The sequence below is a fragment of the Sphingosinicellaceae bacterium genome, from assembly GCA_019285715.1.
Taxonomy (GTDB): Bacteria; Pseudomonadota; Alphaproteobacteria; order Sphingomonadales; family Sphingomonadaceae; genus Glacieibacterium.
On sequence record CP079108.1, the window covers coordinates 3932521 to 3953933 of the forward strand.

A 21413-nucleotide genomic window follows, 5' to 3' on the forward strand; every position below is an offset into this window, starting at 1 on the left:
GCGTCGGTACGGCGCGTCGCCCGTCTGGGCGACGCGCCGTCATCCTATTTCAACCTTTCGGCATGCCATGCGAGGTGGTCGGCCATGAAGGTCGAGATGAAATAATAACTGTGGTCGTAGCCCGGATGCAGCCGCAAAGTCAGCGGGATGCCTGCTGCCTCGCATGCCGCCGCGAGCAGTTCGGGTCGTAGTTGCTCGACCAGGAACTGGTCCGCCTCGCCTTGGTCCACCAGAATGGCGGCGACGCGCGCGCCGTCCTCGATCAGGGCGACCGTGTCGTGCTTGCGCCAAGCCGCCTGGTCGGAGCCGAGGTAACCGCTGAGGGCTTTGTGGCCCCACGGAACCTGGCCCGGCGCGACGATCGGCGCGAAGGCCGACACCGAGCGGTACTTGTCCGGATTGAGCAGCGCCAGCGTCAGCGCACCGTGCCCGCCCATCGAGTGGCCGGTGATACCCTGCCGCGCCATGTCGACAGGGAAGGTCTCGGCGATCAGCTCCGGCAGTTCCTTGGTGACGTAGCTGTACATCCGGTAGTTGGTCGCGAACGGCGCCTCGGTCGCATCAACGTAGAAGCCGGCACCCAGACCGAAGTCATAGGCACCGGCCGCATCGTCGGGGACGCCTTCGCCGCGCGGCGACGTATCGGGCGCGACGAAGATCAGTCCGAGTTCAGAGCATGCGCGCCGGAAGTCACCCTTGTCGGTGACGTTAGCGTGCGTGCAGGTGAGCCCCGAGAGGTACCAGACGACGGGCAGTTTCGCGCCCGGCGCATTATCGGGCACGAATACGCTGAACACCATCGGCGTACCGGTTTCGGCGGAGACGTGGCGATAGACGCCCTGCGTGCCGCCATAGGCCCGGTTGGTCGATACTGTTTCCAGCGCGCCGCCCGTCGTCTCGGAGCTCATCTTGGTCCTATTCGTCGGTGAAGCTGTAGGCGGTGATCTTGTTGCCGTCCGGGTCGCGGACGTAGGCAGCATAAGCGGTAGGAGTGAAGGCGCGCGGGCCGGGAGCACCCTCGTCGGTGCCGCGATTGGCCAGCGCGGCGTCGTAGAACGCCCGGACCGCGGCGCGGTTCGGGGCGAGGAAACCAAGGGTGCCGCCATTGGCCGGGCAAGCCGGCTTGCCGTCGCCAGGCTTGGTGATGATGAACTCGGGGCCGGTGGCACCGTACATCATGCCGTTGGCACCGAATGCGCCCTGCTGCTTGTTGCCGAGCGGGGCGAGTGCCGCGTCGTAGAATTTCGTCGCCTTGGCGAGGTCATTGGTTCCGAGCACGGCGTGCGTAAAGATCGACATTTCTGCTGCTCCTCGTGGATTGAATTTAGTAGACGACGACGCTGCGGATCGACTTGCCCGCATGCATCAGTTCAAAACCCTTGTTGATCTCGTCGAGGGTCAGGACGTGGGTGATCATAGGATCGATCTCGATCTTGCCGGTCATGTACCAGTCGACGATCTTCGGCGTGTCGGTGCGGCCGCGCGCACCACCAAAGGCCGAGCCCTTCCAGACGCGGCCAGTGACCAGCTGGAACGGACGCGTCGAGATTTCCTTGCCGGCTTCCGCTACGCCGATGACGACGGAGACGCCCCAGCCGCGGTGGCAGGCCTCGAGGGCCTGGCGCATCACGGTCGTGTTGCCCGTGCAGTCGAACGTGTAGTCGGCCCCGCCATCGGTCAGTGCAACAAGGTGCTGGACGATGTCGCCCTCGATTTCCTTGGGGTTGACGAAATGGGTCATGCCGAAGCGCCGACCCCATTCCTCCTTGTCGTTGTTGAGGTCGACACCGATGATCTTGTCGGCCCCGACCATGCGGGCACCCTGGATGACGTTGAGCCCGATGCCGCCGAGACCGAAGACGATGACATTCGAGCCCGGCTCGACCTTGGCGGTGTTCACGACCGCGCCGACGCCGGTGGTGACACCGCAGCCGACATAGCAGGCCGACTTGAACGGCGCGTCGGTGCGGATTTTCGCCAGCGCGATCTCGGGCAGCACGGTGAAGTTCGAGAACGTCGAGCAACCCATATAATGGTGCAGCATCTGACCCTTGTAGCTGAACCGGCTGGTGCCGTCGGGCATCACGCCCTTGCCTTGCGTCGCGCGGATGCGGGTGCAGAGGTTGGTCTTCTGGCTCAAGCAGCTTTTGCAGGTCATGCACTGCGGCGTGTACAGCGGGATGACGTGGTCGCCGACCGCGACGCTGGTCACCCCAGCACCGATCTCGCGGACGATACCAGCGCCTTCATGGCCGAGGACGGCGGGGAACAGGCCCTCGCTGTCGAGCCCGTCGAGCGTGTAGGCGTCGGTGTGGCAAATGCCGGTCGCCATGATTTCGACAAGGACTTCGCCCGCCTTGGGGCCTTCCAGGTCGAGCTCGACGATTTCGAGGGGGCGCTTGGCTTCAAAGGCAACAGCAGCACGGGTCTTCATTTGGACTCCTGTGGATTGATCGACAACGTAGGCGCTGGCGTCGCTGGGTCGGAATAGGCAGAACGGCAATACATTATTGCAGCTGAGGGATAATAATGATCTCGAACTGGGACGGCATAGACGAGTTCGTCGCGGTTTTCGAGCGTGGCAGCTTCAATGCCGCTGCAGCGACGCTGGGCGTATCGGCCTCGCACGTCAGCCGCGCCGTCGCCCGGCTCGAGGAGCGGCTGCAATCGCGATTGTTTTACCGCACGACACGGCACGTCACCGCGACCGACATCGGCAAGGCCTTCGCCGAGCGCTGCCACCGCATGATCGAGGACCGCGACGACGCCATCGCGGTGATCGGCGAGCGTGTCCGGCCACACGGCACGCTGCGGGTCGCCTGTTCGATCGCGTTCGGCGAGAGCTATGTGGCGCGGTTGCTGAGCGAGTTCGTCGCGGATCATCCCGGCGTCGAGGCGGTGCTCGACCTCAGCAACAACCTCGTCGACATCGTCGCCCAAGGCTATGACCTGGCGATTCGCACCGGCAAGCTGTTGGATTCGCACCTGATCGGCAGCCGCATCGCGTCGCGCAGCCTGCACCTGTGCGCCTCGCCCGAGTACCTGGAACGTCGTGGCCGTCCGACGACCATTGCCGATCTAGCGGCGCATCAGTGCCTGGTCGGCTCGAACGACTATTGGCACTTCGAGGGCGACGGCGGGCCCGTCGATTTCAAGCCGACGGGGCGCTGGCGGTGCAACAGCGGGTTTGCGGTGACGGACGCCGCGGCTGCCGGCCACGGCATTTGCCAACTGCCGGACTTCTATGTCCTCAAGCGCATCGAGGCGGGCCTGCTGGTGCCGCTGCTAGCGGAGTTCGCGCCGCCTGAGGAGCCGGTGTGGGCGGTGTACCCGCACCGCCAGCATCTGCAGTCCAAAGTCCGGATGTTCGTCGATGTCCTGCGGCGGCACCTCGATGAGCCGCGCGCCGCAGTGCCGAGCCGGGCGTTCTAGGCGTCAGCCCGTGAAGGCAGCCGCCGCCGCCTCGGCGACGATGATGTCGTTGGCGACCGAGCCGCCGCTGGCACCGACCGCGCCGACCACCGCGTCACCGATCTTGATAGGCACACCGCCGCCGAAGACGACGATCTTGCCGCCGTTGGTGGTGTTGATGCCGAACAGCGACTGGCCCGACTGCGACGCGCCCGACAGTGCGTCGGTCGACATGTCGAAGGCGCGCGCCGAGAATGCCTTGCTGATCGAGATGTCAATGCTGCCCATCCACGCCCCGTCCATACGGACGTGGGCGATAAGGTTACCGCCCGCATCGGCGACGGCGATGTTGTAAGGGACGCCGATTTCCTTGGCCTTGGCTTCGCCGGCAGCGATCAGGATACGGGCGTCAGCGAGGGTTAGCGTCTGAATGGAAGCGGTCATTTCGCGGTCCTTGTACTGCCCTGTCCGGTACCGTTGCGCACACAATACGCGGTAATCCTAATGACGATTGTCGGGCAGGACCAGCCGGAGTGATGGGCGCGCCCGCTACGCCATGCCGCTTCGCGCTTCAGCGGCAAGGCTGGGTCGCCGGCGACCGCGGCACATCGGGCACGGTGTTGCCGCAGAGAACGGAACCGGGATCGTCGGAACTCAGCAGTACCTGGGTCCGGATCAGTTGGCCGGTCTTGAGCAGCCGCGATCCGGGAATCGCTGCGGCATCGTTGAAGCGGATGCGGCTGGCCCGCGCGTTGCTCAGGGTGATGCCACGGCCGAGGCGGTTGCGGCAGATGTTATGCTCGATGACGATGCGGTCGAAGCCGCCGTCGTCGACGCCGTTGCGCACGTGATTGCCGCCGAAAATGCACTGGACGTCGCCGGTGATGTTGTTGCCGGTAATCGTGATGTCGGACACCGGCAGGCCGGGCGGACGGCTCCACATCTGGATACCGTCGGGATGGTCGCCGTCCTTGACCAGCTTGCCGTCGGCATAGATCGGCGGCGTTGGGTTGAAATTCAGCATGACATTGTCGGCGATCACCCCGCGGTGCGACAGCGCGATGTCGATGCCGTCGGAGCCAAGTCCGTCGAAGCGCGACTTGACCACGGCGAAATCGGTGACCGTGTTGAACACGATGCCGCGGTGCGCGCCGCCGATCTGGACCTTCTCGATGCGGATGTTGGCGGACTTGACGACCGAGATGCCGTAGCTGTTCTTCGCTGGCGATCCAGTGATCGTCGTTTCCAGCAGGGTAACCCCGTCGACGTCCCTCAGCACGAGGCCGGCGAAGCTGCCACCGCGCAGCACGAGGGGCGGCGAGAACTTGCGACCGGCGATGGTGACAATATCGTGCGTGCCGGTCACCGTGATCGTCGCCCCATCGGTGGCCGAGGCGATCACGGAGGCGAGCGTCGCGGGGGTCGCAGTCAGTTGGGGTGCGGCCTGCACCGCGGCGGGGATCAGCAGCGTGGCGGCGAGTAACTGGCGGAACATGGCTGGCCCTTGCTGGCGTCGCGGATCGTTCCGTATCGTCATCACCCGGTCGGTGTCGAGGCACCCTGTCGCTGCAAAGAACCGTGCCCCTGTTCGGTCGGTGTCGGCACCACTATGATGGCGGCAACCGCAACCAAACGAGCCGCGCACCCATGAACGACGCGTCGACCTTAGCGCCGCGAACCGAGCGCGTCGCGCTGGGCGATGCCCGCAACGCCGGGTCGCTGTCGTACCGGTTCCGATTGCGCCGCGACCGGCTGTTGCGCGAGATCATCCTGGGCGAGCGCCGGGGGATCGACGGCACGTTCCGCATACTCGATCTTGGCGGCACCGCGGATTATTGGCGGCGGGTCGGTTTCGACTTCCTCGAAGCCAACGATATCGACATCACCTGCGTCAACCATATCGCCACCGAGTTCGGTGTCAGCGCCAGCGAAAGCTCGCGGTTTCGCTGCATTGTAGGGGATGCCTGCGCCATGACCGGGCATGCCGACCGGAGCTATGATTTCGTCCATTCCAACAGCGTCATCGAGCATGTCGGGCGGTGGCCGGAGATGCGGGCTTTTGCCAATGAGGTCAGGCGCTTGGCTCCGGCGTATTACGTCCAGACACCGTATTTCTGGTTCCCGGTGGACCCGCATTTCTACCGCATCCCGCTGTTCCACTGGATGCCCGAATCGTGGCGGCTGAAGCTGCTGCGGCACTTCAAGGTCGGCTGGGCGAAACCGGTCGAGGACCTCGACCGCAGGATGAGCCTGGTGATGTCGTCGATCCTTATCGACGCTACGCAGTTTCGCGCCCTGTTTCCCGATGCGCCGGTGCGCTTCGAGCGCGTCGTCGGCCTGCCGAAATCGTTGATCGCGATCCGGTCGGCGGCAAAGGCCGGCTGACGGGATTCCCTTCGCGCCGGACCTGGCCTAGAGTCGGCGCGGTCATGGCATCGGTGTTCAACGTACAGCGCTCGGCGCTCGGCAACTGCTGGCAGTGGCGCGGCGGCGTTGCGCCCGATGTCGCGAGCGACAGCGCCGACGGTACGGACGCGATGATGCGCCAGCTGTTCCGTGCGCGCGGGGCCGGGGCGGCCGATTTCGACCGTTTGCGCGCTCCCACAATCCGCGACTGGCTGCCAGACCCCTCCATCTTCCGCGACATGGACGTCGCCGCCGCACGGCTGGCCAAGGCGATCGTGGCGCGCGAGAGCATCGTCGTGTTCGGCGACTACGACGTCGACGGCGCGACCAGCGCGGCGCTGCTGGTCCGCGTCATCCGCGACTGCGGCGGCATCGCGAGCAGTTATATCCCCGACCGCCTGCTGGAGGGCTACGGCCCGTCGGCGGACGCGATGCGGGCGCTGGCGGCGTCGGGCGCCGACCTCGTCGTCACCGTAGACTGCGGTACCCAGGGCTTCGAGGCGCTGTCGGCCGCCGCCGCTGAAGGGCTGGACGTGATCGTCGTCGACCACCACCGCGCCTCGACCGAATTGCCGCGCTGCGTCGCCGTGGTGAACCCGAATCGCCTCGACGAGGGCGAGGGGGCAGCATTCGGGCACCTGGCCGCGGTCGGCGTCGCCTTCCTGCTCGCGGTCGGCATTGTCCGGAACCTGCGGCTCGCGGGCATTTTCGGCGAGCGGCCCGAGCCCAAACTGACCCAGCTGCTGGACATCGTCGCGCTCGGCACGGTCTGCGACGTCGTCCCGCTGACCGGCCTTAACCGCGCCTTCGTTGCGCAGGGCCTCAAGGTCATGGCGCAGCGCCGCAACCTCGGGCTCAACGCCTTGATCGCGGCGTCGGGCCTCGAGCGCGCGCCGACCTGCCACGATTTGGGCTTTGCGCTCGGGCCGCGGATCAACGCCGGTGGGCGCGTCGGACAGGCCGATCTCGGCGTCCGGCTGCTGACCACCAACGATCCCGACGAAGCGACCGCACTCGCCGCCGAGCTCGACCGGCTCAATGTCGAGCGCCGCGCCATCGAGGCCGATGTGACCGAGGCCGCGCACCTCGCGGCCGGCAGCCACGCCAACGAGGCGATTGCGGTAATCGCCGGCGAAGGCTGGCACCCTGGCGTCGTCGGCATCGTCGCCAGCCGGCTGAAGGACCGCCTGCACCGCCCCGTGATCGTGCTGTCGCTCCAGCCCGACGGCTCGGCCAAGGGGTCGGGGCGCTCGGTGCCCGGAGTCGACCTCGGCGGTGCAGTTCTCGCGGCCAAGGAGCGCGGGCTGCTGGTCGCGGGCGGTGGTCACGCGATGGCGGCGGGCGTCACCGTCGCCCCCGGTGGCATCGATGCCTTCGCGGCATTCATGAATGAGCGTTGTGCCGCCGAAGTCGGTGCGGCCCGTGTCGCGGCGTCACTGATGTGCGATGCCGCGGTGTCGCCGCGCGGGGTGTGCATCGAGCTGGCCGAGGCGCTCGACGGGGCTGGACCCTATGGTCAGGGCTGGCCGCACCCGCGCGTCGCCTCGGGACCGTGGACGATCGTCAAGTGCGAGGTCGTCGGCGAGGCCCACGTCCGCGTCATACTGGCGGGGGCGGACGGAGCACGCCTAAAGGCGATGGCCTTCCGCTCCGCCGACGGCCCGCTCGGGGTCGCGCTGGCGAGTGCCGGGCGCCGGCCGCTCTATCTCGCGGGCCGGGTCAAGCGCGACGACTGGGGCCGGACCCCCGCCGCCGAGCTTCACCTCGATGATTTCGCCTTTGCCGACTGAGCTGCGTTCGCAGACTGAGATCCGGCGCTAACTTCAGGCGGGGCTGACGCGGCGGTAGCGAATCGCTCCGCCAGCGAGTCCGAACCCGGCAACCATCAGGATCCAGGCCGCCGGCTCGGGAGCGTTGCTCGACGAGGGCGGGCCGGGAGGCGTGACGCCACCACCCGGAGGCGTAATGACACCGCCCGGAGGCGTAGTGACACCGCCACCTGGGGGCGTAATGCCACCGCCGCCGCCCGGCAGTCCCCCGCCGCCGCCAGTCCCGCCCGGAATGCCGCCGCCGCCACTGGTATCGTCAGGGCTGAAGCCGCCAAACGGGAAGCCGCCGCGTGACGTTGTTCCGGGTGCGTTGCCCAGCAAGGGGCTCAATTCGCTCATCCCGCCACCGCCGCCCTCGCCGAGGCCACCACCGGCGAGCGTCACGCCCGGCAGGCAGTCGGGCCGTGCCGCAGCTGCATCCAGCAGCGGCGACTGGACAACGCGGTGGACCGCGGGACGGGGCGAGAAGTGTCGCTTGACGACATGTGCGGCGGGGAGGATTGCCGCGCCGGTGCCCGCGGCACAGACGCACATGGTAAGCTTGGAGAGTACAGGGTTCATGGGACGAGACGCCTTACGCAATACGCAACTGGTTTACGTGGTGTAAACATCGGCTGAATGGAATAGTTTCGGAAGTGTGTCAACTTTTTTGTTTCGGCGTTAACCATTTAGCGCGTTTCCCATCGAAACTTGACCGGCGGGGGCGGCTGCTTTAGCTGGCGCTTCCGCATCGGTCCCTTCGTCTAGCGGTTAGGACGCGGCCCTTTCACGGCTGAAGCACGGGTTCGATTCCCGTAGGGATCACCAAGCGCCGCGGGCTCGCCGGGCATCGCCCCGCGCACGCCCTGTCCGCCGCTGCGTCGAAACCGGGGAACCCGAGCGCGCGTCGCTCGCTAGGCCCCAGCCGCACTCCTGCCGCGAAAAACAGGATATTCCTTATGGCCGAGGCCCCCGAAGACCTTACCGATCTCTATACCGACGAGCTCAAGGACCTGTGGTCCGCGAACGACCAGATGACCCGCGTCATCAAGAAGCTGACGCCCAAGGCCAGCGACGCCAAGCTCAAGGACATGCTCAAGCAGTCCGTCGACGGCATCGCCAAGCACACCGGCGTGCTCAAGGAGCTTCTCGCCGCGCACGACGAGAAGGTTTCCAAGGAGCACTGCAAGGGCATGGAAGGCCTGGTCGCCGAGGCCACCAAGCACGGCATCGAGGAAGCCCCCGAAAAGGGCCCGGTGCTCGATGCAGTGATCATCGCCCAGTACCAGCGCATGACGCACTACGGCATCGCCGGCTTCGGCACCGCCGCCGCCTATGCCAAGGCGCTCGGCTTCAAGGACGATGCCACCAAGCTCAGTGCCGCCACCAAGGAGATCTACGGCGGCGACGAGTTCATGAGCAAGCTTGCCGACACCTCGGTCAACCTCGCCGCCGATTCGGCCTAACGGCTTCGGGGTGCCGTGCGCAGCGGCACCCCGTCGAGCCTTCCGGCGTCTGTGTCGAACGCCATTTCCGACCGGCGCGGCGCGCGCCGAACGGGTGCTAACGTACAGACCGACGGAACTACTTCGTACAAATCCTGTTGTCGAAGCGAAACGGCGCTGCCGGCGTGCGGGTAGCCGCTGTCCTTCGGGAGAGTGATATTTCGGATTTCCCCGCGGCAACGCCGGGCGAGCACATTGTACGCTCGCCGGCCTTCCTAGCGGGGGGTGGCGAGATGGGCATGCTGATGCGCGCCCATGACTGGACGCGGTCATCGCTGGGAGCTCCGGGCGAGTGGTCGCCCGCACTCAAGACCGTGGTGCAGATCCTGCTCAACAGCGGACACCCGATGTACGTCTGCTGGGGCGCCGACGGTGCCTGCCTGTACAACGACGCCTACCGCCGGTCGATCGGACCGGAACGCCATCCGGGTTCGCTCGGCCTCCCGGCACGGCAGGTCTGGGACGAGATTTGGGACGAGATCGGCCCGCAGATCGCGCAGGTCATGAGCGGCGGTGAACCCACGTGGCACGAAAACGCGTTGATCCCGATTACCCGCAACGGCCGCCGCGACGACGTCTACTGGACCTACGGCTACAGTCCGATCGGTGACGCTGCGATGCCCAACGGTGTCGGCGGGGTGCTCGTCGTCTGCAACGAGACGACCGCCATGGTCGACACCCAGCAGCGCCTGCTGGCCGAGCGCGAACGGCTGGCACGCTTGTTCGACCGGGCCCCGAGTTTCCTGGCGATCATGTCGGGTCCCAAGCACAGGTTCGAGCTGGTCAACGCATCCTATGTGCGCCTGATCGGCGGCCGCGACGTGATCGGCATGGAAATCGCGGTGGTGCTGACCGAGGCCGTCGACCAGGGCTATGTCGCGTTGCTCGACGGCGTCTACCGCAGCGGCAAGGCGTTCAACTCGACCGGCGCGCGCTTCGCGATCGCCCCCGGACCGGGCGAGCCTGCGGTCGATCGCTACCTGGACTTCGTCTACGAACCGGTCCGCGACGACGATGGCACCGTCACCGGGGTGTTCTGCGAAGGCCACGACGTTACCGAAGCCTATGTCGCGCAGCAGAAGTTGCTGGCCCTGACGGCCGAACTGCAGGGGCGGGTCGAGCTGGCGGTGCGGGCCAGCGAGGCGGCGCTGATCCGCCTCCACGAGGCCCGGCGGCTCGACACCATCGGCGAGCTGACCGGCGGCGTCGCGCATGACTTCAACAACCTGCTGACCCCGATCCTCGGCGGCCTCGACCTGCTGACCCGCAAGCTCGGCGGCGAGCCGCGCCTGCAGCGCACTGCGGGTCTAGCGCTTGAGGCGGCCGAGCGCGCGCGGGTGCTGGTCCAGCGGCTGCTGGCGTTCGGGCGGCGGCAGACCCTGCAGAGCCGCGCCGTCGACCTCGAGGCGCTGATCAACGGGGCCCGCGTCTCGTTCGAGCGCGCTGTCGGTACAACGATCGCGGTGACCATCGATGTCGCCGCCAACCTGCCCCCGGTAGAGATCGACCCGGCCCAGCTCGAACTGGCGCTGCTCAACCTCGGCCTGAACGCGCGCGACGCGATGCCCGGAGGCGGTACGCTGGCGATCGTCGTGAGGCGCAGTGGCGACGACGTCGCGGTCCGGGTCGCCGACACCGGGCACGGCATGGCCCCCGAGACGCTCGCCCGGGCGATCGAGCCGTTCTTCACCACCAAGGCGATCGGCCAGGGCACCGGGCTCGGCCTGTCGATGGTTCAGGGGCTGGTCGCGCAGTCCGGCGGCATGCTGACCCTGACCAGCCAGCCCGGCGCGGGCACCACGGTGGAACTGCGACTGCCGGTCGCGGTGACGGCGGCGGTGGCCGCGACCCCGGCGCTGGGCAGCGTGCCCGACGGTACCGGTGCCGTGATCCTGCTCGTCGACGACGAGGAACTGGTGCGAATGTCGATCGCCGACGGCCTGCGCGATGCGGGTTACACGGTCGTCGAGGCCTCCTCCGCCGCGACCGCGCTCGCCTACCTCCACGGCGGCGGCATCCCCGACGCGCTGGTCACCGACTATCTGATGCCCGGCATGACCGGCACTGCGCTCGCGGCCGAAGTCCGGCGCTCCTTGCCCGGCCTGCCGATCCTGCTGATCACCGGCTATGCCAACCTCGAACCCGACGAAGCCCGGGGGCTGGAGGTCATGGCCAAGCCGTTCCGCCAGCACGACGTCGTCGCCCGGCTGCGCGCGCTGATCGACCGCAGCAGCACGCTCCACGCCACGGCCGCGAGCTAGGCGACGTTGCACCGAGTGCCGCCCCGCTATTGCAGCGCGGTCAGCTCGACTCCGGGACCGGTCCGGACGATGCTGGTGAGCAGCAGTTGCACCAGGGCGGCCTGGCGATTGGTGCCGGTCTTGGCGAAGACCTGCTTCAGGTAGGTCCGCGCCGTCGGTGGCTGGATCTGCAGCCGCGCCGCCGCCTCGACGACGCTCGCACCCCCGACCAGCAGTTTCGCCAGCCGGGTCTCGGCCCCGGTCAGCCCGTAGATCGCGCACGCCGGCAGCAACGGCTGCTCGACGTCGCCCTGGGGGTCGACCGCATGGACCACGACCCGCCCGTCGCCGCCGCTACCCCGGTCACCGCGCATCACCGCAACGGAGAGCGGCCGCGCGCCCTCGCGGCGTATCGACAGGACCGGTGCCTGCTGTGACGCTCCGCTCGTCGTTCCCGCCACCGCGTGGTCGCCGGAGCCGGCGTGGGCGATCGCGGTCTGCAGCCGGGCCGAATCCTCTAGGCTGCACGCGGTCAGCATGCTGCCGACCTTGCGCAATCCGTCGCCGGCGTCGAGCAACACGCGGGCGGCACCGTTGGTGTCGATCAGCCGCCCCTGGCCATCGAGCACGAACACCGCCACGCCGACGAGATCGAGAGCCGCGTGCAGGCTGTCGCCGCGCTGGCGGTCGCGCCGCTGCCGCCACCACAGGCACATGAAATCGCCGATCCAGTCGCTCATGCGGCGCGCCGCGCGTTCCTCGTTGATGGTGAACGGCGCCAGCTCGCGGGTCGCGACGATCAGCAGGGATGCGCCTGCGACCCCGACCTGGACGACGAGAACTTCGCCGTGCCCGGAAGCGCTCGACAGGCGCGCGACCTCGACCGCACCGGCCGGGTCGGCGGCGTCGCGGCCGAGCCGGCGTGCGAGGCCGAGCAGGCTCGCTTCGAGCGCGTCGATGTCGCCGGCCTGCCCCACCGTCGCGACGATGCCGGCGATCCGCGTCGCGGGATCATACTCGAGCGCAACGACACACTCGGCATCGAGCAGGCGACGCACGCGTCCGAGCAGGCTTTGGATGGCATCGGCCTCGACCGCTGGCGCACAGGGCTCCGCGAACATGCGCTGGGCGTTACCGATCAACGCAAACATTACAGTCTCCCCTGCATTCGCGACCTGCTTTACCAGCAAGTCGGATCTGGATGCCCTTCAATAATTGTAACTCCGACGCCTCATTAGCCGAGCAACTGTCAATCCCGGCGAGAGGTCTACCCGATTTGCAGCAAGATATGATATTCCAGTGATCTGTAGCTCTACGTCGTTACGTAGCCGGCATATAAAAGTGCGTTAGGTGGGAATAACACCGAACCTGATCTAATACCAGTACGCGTCACCGGCAATATCGTTTCTTTGCGATTCTAGATTGTTTCGCGCCGCTGATGTCCTACCCAAGTGTTGGATGTAATCGTGGCGAGGCGGCATCGACAGAGGGTGTTTTTACCCAGCCGTATGACTGTAGGCCCGCGAGGGGTTCCGCAGTCTTGCCGTTGTTGGCGAATGCTTGGCGGCACCGTGCCGCTGTGTCGCGATCAGCCAGCGCAGCGGCATCGCGGCAACCGGATGCCGGTTGAGCCGCGCCGCCCAGCGTCGGCACTCGGCAGGCTCGCCGGCCAGCACGGCGGTACCCGACCGGGCATCGCGGACGACATGACCGTCGGCTTCGGCGACCGTGAAATAGCGCCCGTCGTCGACCGGATGCGGCCCGCCCGCGAAATAATGTCCGAGCCAACCGGCCGCATCCGGCACCGCCGCAAGATAGCGCCACGCCACCGGCAACGCGTCGGACGCCACCGCCAGCGCCGCATCGCGCCAGCCCGGCAATTCGGCGCGGTCCCCGGTTTCGCCGGCGATGTGCCAGACCACGGCGCGCGACCCGAGCAGCCGCACGACGAAGGCGAAGTTGCTTTCGGTCGTCCGACGCAGCGTGTGGTCCCCGGCGCTCGGCAGCAGCATGAACACCGCGACCGCGCGCGCGGCCGGGTCGAGCCGGTCGAGGCGCGCGGCGACGGGATCGGCATGGTCGGCGAACGTCCCCGAGCCGCACCCGCCCCGCACCGCGCCGGCGATGCGGTCGCGGATGCTCCCGGGGGCGCATGCCGCCGCGCCTGCCGGGGCCGCGAGGTCGCCGAGGATCGCCTCGAAACGCCCTGCCGCGATGTGCTCGGCGAGCTCGGCCATGTCGTTCGCGAGGTCGGCGGGGATCAGGTGCGCGACGGACATGGCTTGCTCCCCGTGGCTCACCGAGTACGCGGCGCCAGTCGGGAAGGACGGCTGCGGCGGCGCGTTGTTGCGCGCCGGATCGAACCTCAGGCCGCCGCCGCCATCCCGACTTCGAGAGCCTCGCTCGCCGCCAGCCACGCGGCCTCCGACTTCTGCAGCGTCCGCTCCAACTCGCCGCGCTCGCGCATAAGGTCGGCGGAGGTACGCTTCTGGTCGCCGGGCAGAGCCGTCGACGGGTCGAATAGCGCCCGGTCGATCGCCGAGCGCCGCTGGGTCAGGCGCGCGGTCTCGGCCTCGTGCGTCTGCACCGCCTTGCGCAGCGCCGCGGTCGCCTCGCGCGCCTGTGCGGCGGCGCGGCGCTCGGCCTTCTTGTCCGCCTTGCTTGCCCCCACCGAACCTTCGGGCCGGGCGTCGCCCTTGCCGAGGACCTGCGCGGTGTAGTCGTCGAGCGAACCCTCGAAATCGAGCGCCCGCCCGTTGTCGACGACGACCAGCCGGTCGGCGGACGCCTCGATCATGTGGCGGTCGTGGCTGACAACGACGACCGCGCCGCCGAAGCCGCTGAGCGCCTGCACCAGCGCCTCGCGCGCATCGACGTCGAGGTGGTTGGTCGGCTCGTCGAGGATCAGCAGGTGCGGCGCGTCGCGGGTGATCAGCGCCAGCGCCAGCCGGGCCTTCTCGCCGCCCGACATCTTGCCGATCTTCTGCTCGGCCATGACGCCCGAGAAGCCGAATCGCCCGAGCTGGCCACGCACCTGCGACGGCGACGCGCCCTTCATCAGGCGGCTCATGTGCTGCAGCGGGGTCGCGTCGGTGTCGAGTTCCTCGACCTGGTACTGGGTGAAATAGCCGACCTTGAGCTTGCCCGGGGCCGCCATCGACCCCGCCATCGCTTCGAGTTGCCCCGACAGCAGCCGCGCCAGCGTCGTCTTGCCGTTGCCGTTGCGCCCGAGCAGCGCCAGCCGCTCGTCGGGGTCGAGCCGCAGGTCGAGCCGCTCCAGGATCGCCTTGCCGTCATAGCCGACGGCGGCCTGCTCGAGCTGGATCAGCGGCGGCTTCAGCACGGCGGGCGACGGAAAGTCGAAGACCAGCGACGGATCGTTGGCGGCCTCGGCGATCGGCTGCATCCGGGCCAGCGCCTTCTGCCGCGACTGCGCCTGCTTGGCGGTCGAGGCGCGCGCCGAGTTCCGCGCGATATAGTCCTGCAGCTTGGAGCGCTGCTCGGCCTGCGCCTCGCGTGCTGCCGCCAGCTGCGCCAGCCGCTCTGACCGCTGCCGCTCGAAACTGTCGTAGCCGCCCGCGTACAGGGTCGTCTTGCCGCCCTCGAGATGGAGGATGTAGTCGACGACGTTGTTCAGCAGGTCGCGCTCGTGGCTGATGACCAGCATCGTCGAGCGCGTGTTCTTGAGGAAGTCCTCGAGCCACAGGGTCGCCTCGAGGTCGAGGTGGTTCGACGGCTCGTCGAGCAGCAGCATGTCGGGCGCCGAGAACAGCAGCGCCGCCAGCGCGACGCGCATCTTCCAGCCGCCCGAGAAGCTGTCGAGCGGCCGGTGCTGCGCGTCCTCGTCGAAACCGAGCCCGACCAGGATACGCGACGCCCGTGCTGGCGCGGTGTGCGCGTCGATGGCGTTCAGGCGCTCGTGGATCTCGGCGATGCGGTGGGCGTCCTCGTGGCCGCCCGAGAATTCGGCCGCGTGCTGGGCCTCCTCCTCGGCGATCAGCGCGGCGCGCTCGGTATCGGCCGCGAGCACGGTCTCGAACGGCGTTTTGGTGCCGGCGGGGGCCTCCTGCGCGATGTAGCCGATGCGCGCGGCCTTGGGCATCGAGACCTGGCCCTCGTCGGGATCGAGCAGCCCGGCGACGACCTTCATCAGCGTCGACTTGCCCGCGCCGTTGCGCCCGATCAGCCCGACACGCGCCCGCGTCGGCAGCGCCGCGGTGGCCTTGTCGAGGATCACCCGCCCGCCGAGGCGAACGGTCACATTATCGATAGTCAGCATGGGCGGGGCCTGTAGCACAGGTTGATGCTGCAGCGCACCCTCCGGCGCGACAGCCCGTCTCAGCCAGGCCGGCCCGCTTCGGCGGTCGGCATGCAAGAGTAGTTTCGCCTGCCATCGAAAGCGTGCCATAAGTTCGTTACGGCTCCGATCGAGCCGCGGAGGGCACCTGCGATGAAGCTTACAACGGCGACGCTTGGCGTCGTATGCGCGCTGGCGACCATGCCGGCGCAGGCCGCGGTGTACGGGGCTACCTACACCAGCACGCTGGGTCCTGTGACAACCGCCAGCTTCCTGTTCACGACCGCGGATGTGCTCAATACGCGCGGCGGCTACGATATCCTGTCGCTATCCGGGCACGTCAACCAGCACCCGATCACCGGCTTGATCGCCAACCCGAACGCTCCGAACACCTAATCTCTCTCTCGGCGGCCGCTGGAACCTCGACAACGTCTATTTCGACGGTCCTCACCTGCTCGATTCGGACGGCGTGCTGTTCACTGTCGATACCGGTGCCGAGTATAGTCTGTAGGGCAACTCGGAGACCTCTTATACGATGGGGTCGAAAATCGAGGACATCAACAATCCGGGCAATTGGATCCGGGTCGGATCGACCGATGGCTATATGGGGTCGATCCAACCCCCGCCGCTGCCACTTTCGCCGGCGCATCCTTCCGTGGCCGCCACCGTGCTGACCTTCGAAGAGTTGCTGCCCTCGACTAGCGGGCCCATCCCATTCCAGAACATCCCCGTCCTGACCCAGGGGTTTCAGATCAAGAATGCCGCCGAGGTATGCTGCACTTACGTCAGCACCATGGCACCGACGAGCCCGGCAAACGGGGGAATAATTCCTCTCCTACATCGACGACGACACCGTGCTGACCCCGGTGGACGGCAGCAACTTCTTCGTCACCAGCTTCGATGCCAAATCGCGGAACGACCTGACCACTCCTGAGTCGCTGCTCCTGACCGGGCTTCGCGCCGACGGATCGCAGGTTACGGCCGCTTTCGACCTGACACACGCCTTTCAGAACTTCAGCCTCACGGGCTTCGACGATCTCGTTTCCTTGACGTTCGGCAGGCCTAGCACCGGTTACTGGTCAGTCGACAACATCGTCATCGGGCCGTCGGCGGTACCGGAGCCGGCCGCGTGGGCGCTGATGCTCGCGGGATTTGGTGCACTCGGCGTCAAGCTTCGCAGACGGCGCACGCTGCGCTGGGCCATCTCCGGGTAGTGCCTACCGGGCAGGGCGGGTTCCGCTCCGCGCTTGCCAAAGGCGCGACCTTGGCGATAACTCCGTGCCAACGACTGTGGGAGGACGAACATGGCCAAGGGTGCTTCGAAGCCGGGCAAGGAAACGCGCAAGCCCAAGAAGGAAAAGGTCAAGACGATCGCCGCCAACCCGTCGACCAAGGGCACGCTGAAGCCGGCCTGACCCGGTGACCAACCTCCATCCGCACAGCATCGTCACCGAGGGCCTCGCCTTCCCGGAAGGGCCGGTGTGGATGCAGGACGGCTCGGTCGTCGTCGTCGAGATCATGGCCGGGCGCATCACCCGCGTTCATCCCGACGGCCGCACCGAGATCATCGCGACGCCGGGCGGCGGCCCCAACGGTGCCGCGGTCGGCCCCGACGGTGCGCTGTATGTCTGCAACAACGGCGGCTTCACCTGGGATACCGCGGGCGGCATGATGCTGCCCGGCGGCGCGGCGAGCGACTACACCACCGGGCGGATCGAGCGCATCGACCTCGGCACCGGCACGGTCGAGCGGCTGTACGACACCTGCGACGGAGTGCCGCTGTCCGGTCCCAACGACATCGTCTTCGACGCGCACGGCGGCTTCTGGTTCACCGATCTCGGCAAGCATTTCCACACCCAGACCGCGCACGGCGGGCTTTTCTATGCGAAGCCCGACGGGTCGAGCATCGTCTGCGCGGTGCGCGGGCCGAACCTCAACGGCGTCGGCCTGTCGCCCGATGGCCGCACCGTCTACGCGGCGCACACGCAGGAGCGCCTGCTGCTGTCGTTCGCGGTAGTCGGCCCGGGCGAAGTCGCGCCCTCCGCCCTCGCCGCGCTGCCTGGTCACGTCGTCACCAGCTGGCCAGGGCGCATCCTGCTCGACAGCCTGGCGATCGAGGCCAACGGCAACATCGCGCAGGCGACCCTGGTCGAGCATCCGGGCGTCTGCTCGGTCGATCCGGCGACCGGGGGGCAGGAGTTCTTCGACTTCCCCGACCTGCTGACGACGAACATCTGCTTCGGCGGCGACGACATGATGGACGCCTGGGTGACACTGTCGACGACCGGCAAGCTGGCCAAATGCCGGTGGCCGCGGCCCGGATTGAGATTGGCACATTATGCGTAGTTGGTGGCGCGGAGGACTCGCGGCAGCCCTACTTGCGGTCGGGGCTCCGCTGGTGGCGCAGGCCCCGGCGGCACCGCTCGGGATCGTCGACACCGTCGTCGGGCGCGGGCCGATTGCTGCACCCGGCACCGTTGTGCGCGTCCGCTACACCGGCTGGCTGTCGAACGGCGGCAAGCGCGGCGTCAAGTTCGACAGCAGCGAGGGCCACGGCGGCGGCTTCCTCGACTTCCCGCTCGGCGCCGGACAGGTTATCGCCGGTTGGGACCAGGGCATCGTCGGGATGCGGGTCGGCGGCAAGCGGACGCTGACCATCCCGCCCGACCTGGGCTACGGGGTCGAGGGCGCCGGCGACGCCATCCCGGCGAACGCGACCTTGATCTTCGATGTCGAACTGGTCGGGGTCGAGCAGCCCTAGCGCCGCGCCGCGAAGAACGCGCGGAGGAGTGCTGCCGACGCCGTTTCCCCGATGCCGCCGTAGACGTCGGGCGTGTGGTGGCAGCTCGGCTGGGTGAAGATACGCGGGCCGTGGTCGACGCCGCCGCTCTTGGGGTCCGGCGCGCCGTAGTAGAGTCGGGCAATGCGGGCAAAGCCGATCGCTGCGGCGCACATCGGGCAGGGCTCCAGCGTGACGTAGAGGTCGTGACCGATCAGGCGCTCGCTGCCGGTCCGGGCGCAGGCTGCGCGGATCGTGAGCAGCTCAGCGTGTGCCGTTGGATCTTGAAGCTCGCGGGTGCGGTTGCCGGCGCGGGCGATCACCTCGCCGCCGGGGCCGACGATCGCGGACCCGACCGGAACTTCACCGCGCTCGCCTGCTGCCTGAGCTTCGGCAAACGCCGCCGCCATGCCGGGGGATGGTGGGAAAGCGGGGGGCATCACGCCCCGCCGCCTAGACCCTCCGCTGCGCCAGCACCACCCACAGTGCGTGCAGCACGCCGGGCACCCAAGCCAAGATCGTCAGCACGACGTTGATCCAGAAGTCGGTGCCGATGCCGCGCGCCAGGAACACCGCGAGCGGCGGCAGCAGGATCGCGGCGATCACCATCAGGACGGTGTTCGCCGACGGCTCGTTGAGCGTGTCAGCCATCAGTTCTTGGCGTCCGGCGCCTTGTTGACGGTCACGGTAGGCGTCTCGACGGTGGTCGTCTTGCTGCCGACGTCGATGCTGCCGGTGGTGATCTTGGGGGCCTCGCCGCCGCTGACCGCGACCGTCGGCAGGGAACCGCCGCTGCTGCCGATCAGGCCGTAGTGGAATGCCGCCCAGACCAGCGCCGCGATGATCACCAGCACGACGAGCCAGCCAATACCGCCGCCGCCGCGCCGACGCTCGACGACGACCGGATTGCCGGCCGCATCACGCACCGTTTCGTATTCCGCCATGACCCATTCCCTTGTTGAACTCGTTGCGGCGTCAACTGACGAGGCCCGCGAAAGTTCAATCCGGGAAGGGTTAGGCAGCTCCCGCTATGCGGCGTTCTTCGCCCGCGAGGCGCGCTTGCGCTCGTTGGGCTCAAGGTGGATCTTGCGCAGGCGGATGAAGTTAGGCGTCACCTCGACCAGCTCGTCCTCGTCGATGTAGGCGATCGCCTGCTCGAGCGTCAGGCGCTTGGGCGGGCTGAGCTGGATCGCGTCGTCCTTGCCGCTGGCGCGGAAGTTGGTCAGCGCCTTCGACTTCAGCGGGTTGACCTCAAGGTCCTCGTCACGGGCGTTTTCGCCAATGACCATCCCTTGATAGACCGCTTCGCCGGGCTCGATCATCAGCGTACCGCGCGGCTGCAGGTAGCCGAGCGCGTAGCCGACCGCCTCGCCCGTCTCGGTCGAGATCAGCACGCCGTTGCCGCGACCCGACACCGGGCCCTTGTAGGGGCCGTACTTGTCGAACAGCCGGTTCATGATGCCTGTACCGCGGGTGTCGGACAGGAATTCACCGTGATAGCCGATCAGGCCGCGCGCCGGCGCCGTGAAGGTCAGCCGGGTCTTGCCGCCGCCCGAGGGCCGCATGTCGGTCATCTCGGCCTTCCGGCCCGCCATCTTTTCGACGACGGTGCCCGAATACTGCTCGTCGACGTCGATGACGACGGTTTCGTAGGGCTCGGTACGCTTGCCGTGCTCGTCCTGGCCATAGATCACGCGCGGACGCGAGATCGACAGCTCGAAGCCCTCGCGGCGCATCGTCTCGATCAACACGCCAAGCTGGAGCTCGCCGCGGCCGGCGACTTCGAAGGCGTCCTTCGACGCGCTCTCGGTGATCTTGACCGCGACATTGCCCTCGGCTTCGCGGATCAGGCGGTCGAAGATCATCCGGCTGGTGACCTTGGAGCCGTCGCGCCCTGCGTAAGGCGAATCGTTGACCGCGAAGGTCATCGACAGCGTCGGCGGATCGATCGGCTGGGCGTGCAGCGGCTCGGTCACCGAGATATCGGCGATGGTGTCGGCGACAGTCGCCTTGCTGAAGCCTGCGAGCGCGATGATGTCACCGGCATGAGCCTCGTCGACGGGGACGCGCTCGAGGCCACGGAACGCGAAGATCTTCGACGCGCGGCCTTCCTCGACGACGACGCCCTCGGGGTTCAGCGCGCGGATCTGGGTGTTGAGCTTGAGCGTCCCCGACAGGATGCGCCCGGTCAGGATGCGGCCGACGAAGTTGTCGCGGTCGAGCAGCGACACCAGCATCTTGAACTCGCCGTCGACGTCGGCGGCGGGCGGCGGCACGTGCGAGACGATGGTCTCGAACAGCGGCGTCAGGTCGCCCGAGCGGACTTCCGAATCGCGGCCGGCATAACCGTTGCGGCCCGAGGCAAAGATCACCGGGAAGTCGAGCTGGGCGTCGGTCGCCTCGAGGTTCACGAACAGGTCGAAGACTTCGTCGAGGACTTCCTGGGCGCGAGCGTCCTGGCGGTCGATCTTGTTGACGACCACGATCGGACGAAGCCCGAGCGCGAGCGCCTTGCCGGTGACGAACTTGGTCTGCGGCATCGGGCCTTCGGCGGCATCGACGAGCAGCACGACACCGTCGACCATCGACAGGATGCGCTCGACCTCGCCGCCGAAGTCGGCGTGGCCGGGGGTGTCGACGATGTTGATGTGCGTGGTGACGTCGGTGGTCTTGTCGGTCCACTCGATCGACGTGCACTTGGCCAGAATCGTGATGCCGCGCTCTTTCTCGAGATCGTTCGAATCCATCGCGCGCTCGGCGACGCGCTGGTTGTCGCGGAAGGTACCGGACTGGCGGAACAGCTGGTCGACGAGGGTCGTCTTGCCATGGTCGACGTGCGCGATGATCGCGATGTTGCGCAAGCGCATGCGGGAAGGCCTTCGGGAAGAGTGTGCGGAAGGCGGTGCCCTTAGCCGAGATTGTGCGTCGCAACAAGGTGGAGCGGAAGGCCAAGGGTCGAAGTAGCCG

General features: G+C 67.6%; 22 protein-coding genes and 1 tRNA gene. 10 read left to right on the forward strand and 13 right to left on the reverse strand.

The genetic code is table 11. The features are described 5' to 3' along the window. Window positions 1-44 precede the first annotated feature (44 nt). Genes fghA through KX816_18100 form a run of 3 tightly spaced genes read right to left on the reverse strand, consistent with a single transcriptional unit; the run spans window position 45 to window position 2434 of the window. Window positions 45-881 carry an S-formylglutathione hydrolase gene (fghA, locus tag KX816_18090; protein QXQ08661.1) on the reverse strand — a complete coding sequence of 279 codons (837 nt, stop codon included), beginning with the start codon at window positions 879-881 and terminating at the stop codon, window positions 45-47. 34 nt (window positions 882-915) lie between these two features. Beyond that, window positions 916-1299 carry a VOC family protein gene (locus tag KX816_18095; protein QXQ06078.1) on the reverse strand — a complete coding sequence of 128 codons (384 nt, stop codon included), beginning with the start codon at window positions 1297-1299 and terminating at the stop codon, window positions 916-918. A gap of 25 nt (window positions 1300-1324) precedes the next feature. After that, a complete protein-coding gene (locus tag KX816_18100) occupies window positions 1325-2434 on the reverse strand; it encodes an S-(hydroxymethyl)glutathione dehydrogenase/class III alcohol dehydrogenase (protein QXQ06079.1) in 1110 nt (369 codons plus the stop codon). 98 nt (window positions 2435-2532) lie between these two features. Between KX816_18100 and KX816_18105 the strand changes: the two genes are divergently transcribed. Next, a complete protein-coding gene (locus KX816_18105) occupies window positions 2533-3432 on the forward strand; it encodes a LysR family transcriptional regulator (GenBank protein QXQ08662.1) in 900 nt (299 codons plus the stop codon). Window positions 3433-3435: 3 nt separating this feature from the next. Here KX816_18105 and KX816_18110 read toward each other — a convergent pair whose 3' ends face one another. Together KX816_18110 and KX816_18115 are read right to left on the reverse strand one after the other, a co-directional pair. Then, the gene (locus KX816_18110; GenBank protein ID QXQ06080.1) at window positions 3436-3855 is read right to left on the reverse strand and encodes a heme-binding protein; all 420 of its coding nucleotides are present in this window, start codon (window positions 3853-3855) and stop codon (window positions 3436-3438) included. Between the two features lie 127 nt (window positions 3856-3982). Next, entirely contained in the window at window positions 3983-4906 is a 924-nt protein-coding gene (locus tag KX816_18115) for a right-handed parallel beta-helix repeat-containing protein (protein QXQ06081.1), read from the reverse strand. Between the two features lie 152 nt (window positions 4907-5058). On the opposite strand from KX816_18115, the gene KX816_18120 reads away from it, so the two are divergent. Then, window positions 5059-5796: a class I SAM-dependent methyltransferase gene (locus tag KX816_18120; protein QXQ06082.1), complete on the forward strand. Its 738-nt coding sequence runs from the start codon at window positions 5059-5061 to the stop codon at window positions 5794-5796. 44 nt (window positions 5797-5840) lie between these two features. Further along, on the forward strand, window positions 5841-7607 hold the full coding sequence (gene recJ / locus KX816_18125) for a single-stranded-DNA-specific exonuclease RecJ (GenBank protein ID QXQ06083.1): 1767 nt from the start codon (window positions 5841-5843) through the stop codon (window positions 7605-7607). Between the two features lie 33 nt (window positions 7608-7640). On the opposite strand, the gene KX816_18130 is transcribed toward recJ, so the two are convergent. Beyond that, complete coding sequence (locus KX816_18130) at window positions 7641-8207, reverse strand: PEPxxWA-CTERM sorting domain-containing protein (GenBank protein ID QXQ06084.1); 567 nt, start codon at window positions 8205-8207, stop codon at window positions 7641-7643. A gap of 171 nt (window positions 8208-8378) precedes the next feature. Here KX816_18130 and KX816_18135 point away from each other — a divergent pair. From KX816_18135 to KX816_18145, 3 genes are all read left to right on the forward strand, one after another. Continuing rightward, window positions 8379-8453 (forward strand) — tRNA-Glu (locus tag KX816_18135). 131 nt (window positions 8454-8584) lie between these two features. Next, window positions 8585-9091 carry a ferritin-like domain-containing protein gene (locus KX816_18140; protein QXQ06085.1) on the forward strand — a complete coding sequence of 169 codons (507 nt, stop codon included), beginning with the start codon at window positions 8585-8587 and terminating at the stop codon, window positions 9089-9091. A 272-nt stretch (window positions 9092-9363) separates the two neighbouring features. Next, window positions 9364-11391, forward strand: a complete 2028-nt coding sequence (locus tag KX816_18145; protein QXQ06086.1) for a response regulator — start codon at window positions 9364-9366, stop codon at window positions 11389-11391. Between the two features lie 26 nt (window positions 11392-11417). Here the strand turns inward: KX816_18145 and KX816_18150 are convergent, their stop codons facing one another. From KX816_18150 to KX816_18160, 3 genes are all read right to left on the reverse strand, one after another. Beyond that, the gene (locus tag KX816_18150) at window positions 11418-12521 is read right to left on the reverse strand and encodes a hypothetical protein (GenBank protein QXQ06087.1); all 1104 of its coding nucleotides are present in this window, start codon (window positions 12519-12521) and stop codon (window positions 11418-11420) included. Between the two features lie 345 nt (window positions 12522-12866). Beyond that, a complete protein-coding gene (locus KX816_18155; GenBank protein ID QXQ06088.1) occupies window positions 12867-13649 on the reverse strand; it encodes a hypothetical protein in 783 nt (260 codons plus the stop codon). Between the two features lie 86 nt (window positions 13650-13735). Then, on the reverse strand, window positions 13736-15649 hold the full coding sequence (locus KX816_18160) for an ATP-binding cassette domain-containing protein (protein QXQ06089.1): 1914 nt from the start codon (window positions 15647-15649) through the stop codon (window positions 13736-13738). Window positions 15650-15820: 171 nt separating this feature from the next. On the opposite strand from KX816_18160, the gene KX816_18165 reads away from it, so the two are divergent. From KX816_18165 to KX816_18180, 4 genes are all read left to right on the forward strand, one after another. Next, window positions 15821-16063, forward strand: coding sequence for a hypothetical protein (locus KX816_18165; protein ID QXQ06090.1), 243 nt, complete (start codon window positions 15821-15823; stop codon window positions 16061-16063). Between the two features lie 443 nt (window positions 16064-16506). Further along, window positions 16507-16881 carry a PEPxxWA-CTERM sorting domain-containing protein gene (locus tag KX816_18170; protein ID QXQ08663.1) on the forward strand — a complete coding sequence of 125 codons (375 nt, stop codon included), beginning with the start codon at window positions 16507-16509 and terminating at the stop codon, window positions 16879-16881. A 271-nt stretch (window positions 16882-17152) separates the two neighbouring features. Next, entirely contained in the window at window positions 17153-18013 is an 861-nt protein-coding gene (locus tag KX816_18175) for an SMP-30/gluconolactonase/LRE family protein (protein QXQ08664.1), read from the forward strand. Then, the gene (locus KX816_18180) at window positions 18006-18428 is read left to right on the forward strand and encodes an FKBP-type peptidyl-prolyl cis-trans isomerase (protein ID QXQ06091.1); all 423 of its coding nucleotides are present in this window, start codon (window positions 18006-18008) and stop codon (window positions 18426-18428) included. The genes KX816_18175 and KX816_18180 overlap by 8 nt, the downstream gene beginning before the upstream one ends. On the opposite strand, the gene KX816_18185 is transcribed toward KX816_18180, so the two are convergent. The 4 genes from KX816_18185 to typA form a co-directional block, all read right to left on the reverse strand. Continuing rightward, complete coding sequence (locus tag KX816_18185) at window positions 18425-18856, reverse strand: nucleoside deaminase (protein ID QXQ08665.1); 432 nt, start codon at window positions 18854-18856, stop codon at window positions 18425-18427. The genes KX816_18180 and KX816_18185 overlap by 4 nt on opposite strands. A gap of 43 nt (window positions 18857-18899) precedes the next feature. After that, on the reverse strand, window positions 18900-19097 hold the full coding sequence (locus KX816_18190; protein QXQ06092.1) for a YqaE/Pmp3 family membrane protein: 198 nt from the start codon (window positions 19095-19097) through the stop codon (window positions 18900-18902). Beyond that, window positions 19097-19390, reverse strand: coding sequence for a hypothetical protein (locus KX816_18195; protein ID QXQ06093.1), 294 nt, complete (start codon window positions 19388-19390; stop codon window positions 19097-19099). Before KX816_18195 ends, KX816_18190 begins: the two co-directional genes overlap by 1 nt. Window positions 19391-19474: 84 nt before the next feature. Beyond that, window positions 19475-21313 carry a translational GTPase TypA gene (gene typA / locus KX816_18200; protein QXQ06094.1) on the reverse strand — a complete coding sequence of 613 codons (1839 nt, stop codon included), beginning with the start codon at window positions 21311-21313 and terminating at the stop codon, window positions 19475-19477. Between the last annotated feature and the right edge of the window lie 100 nt (window positions 21314-21413).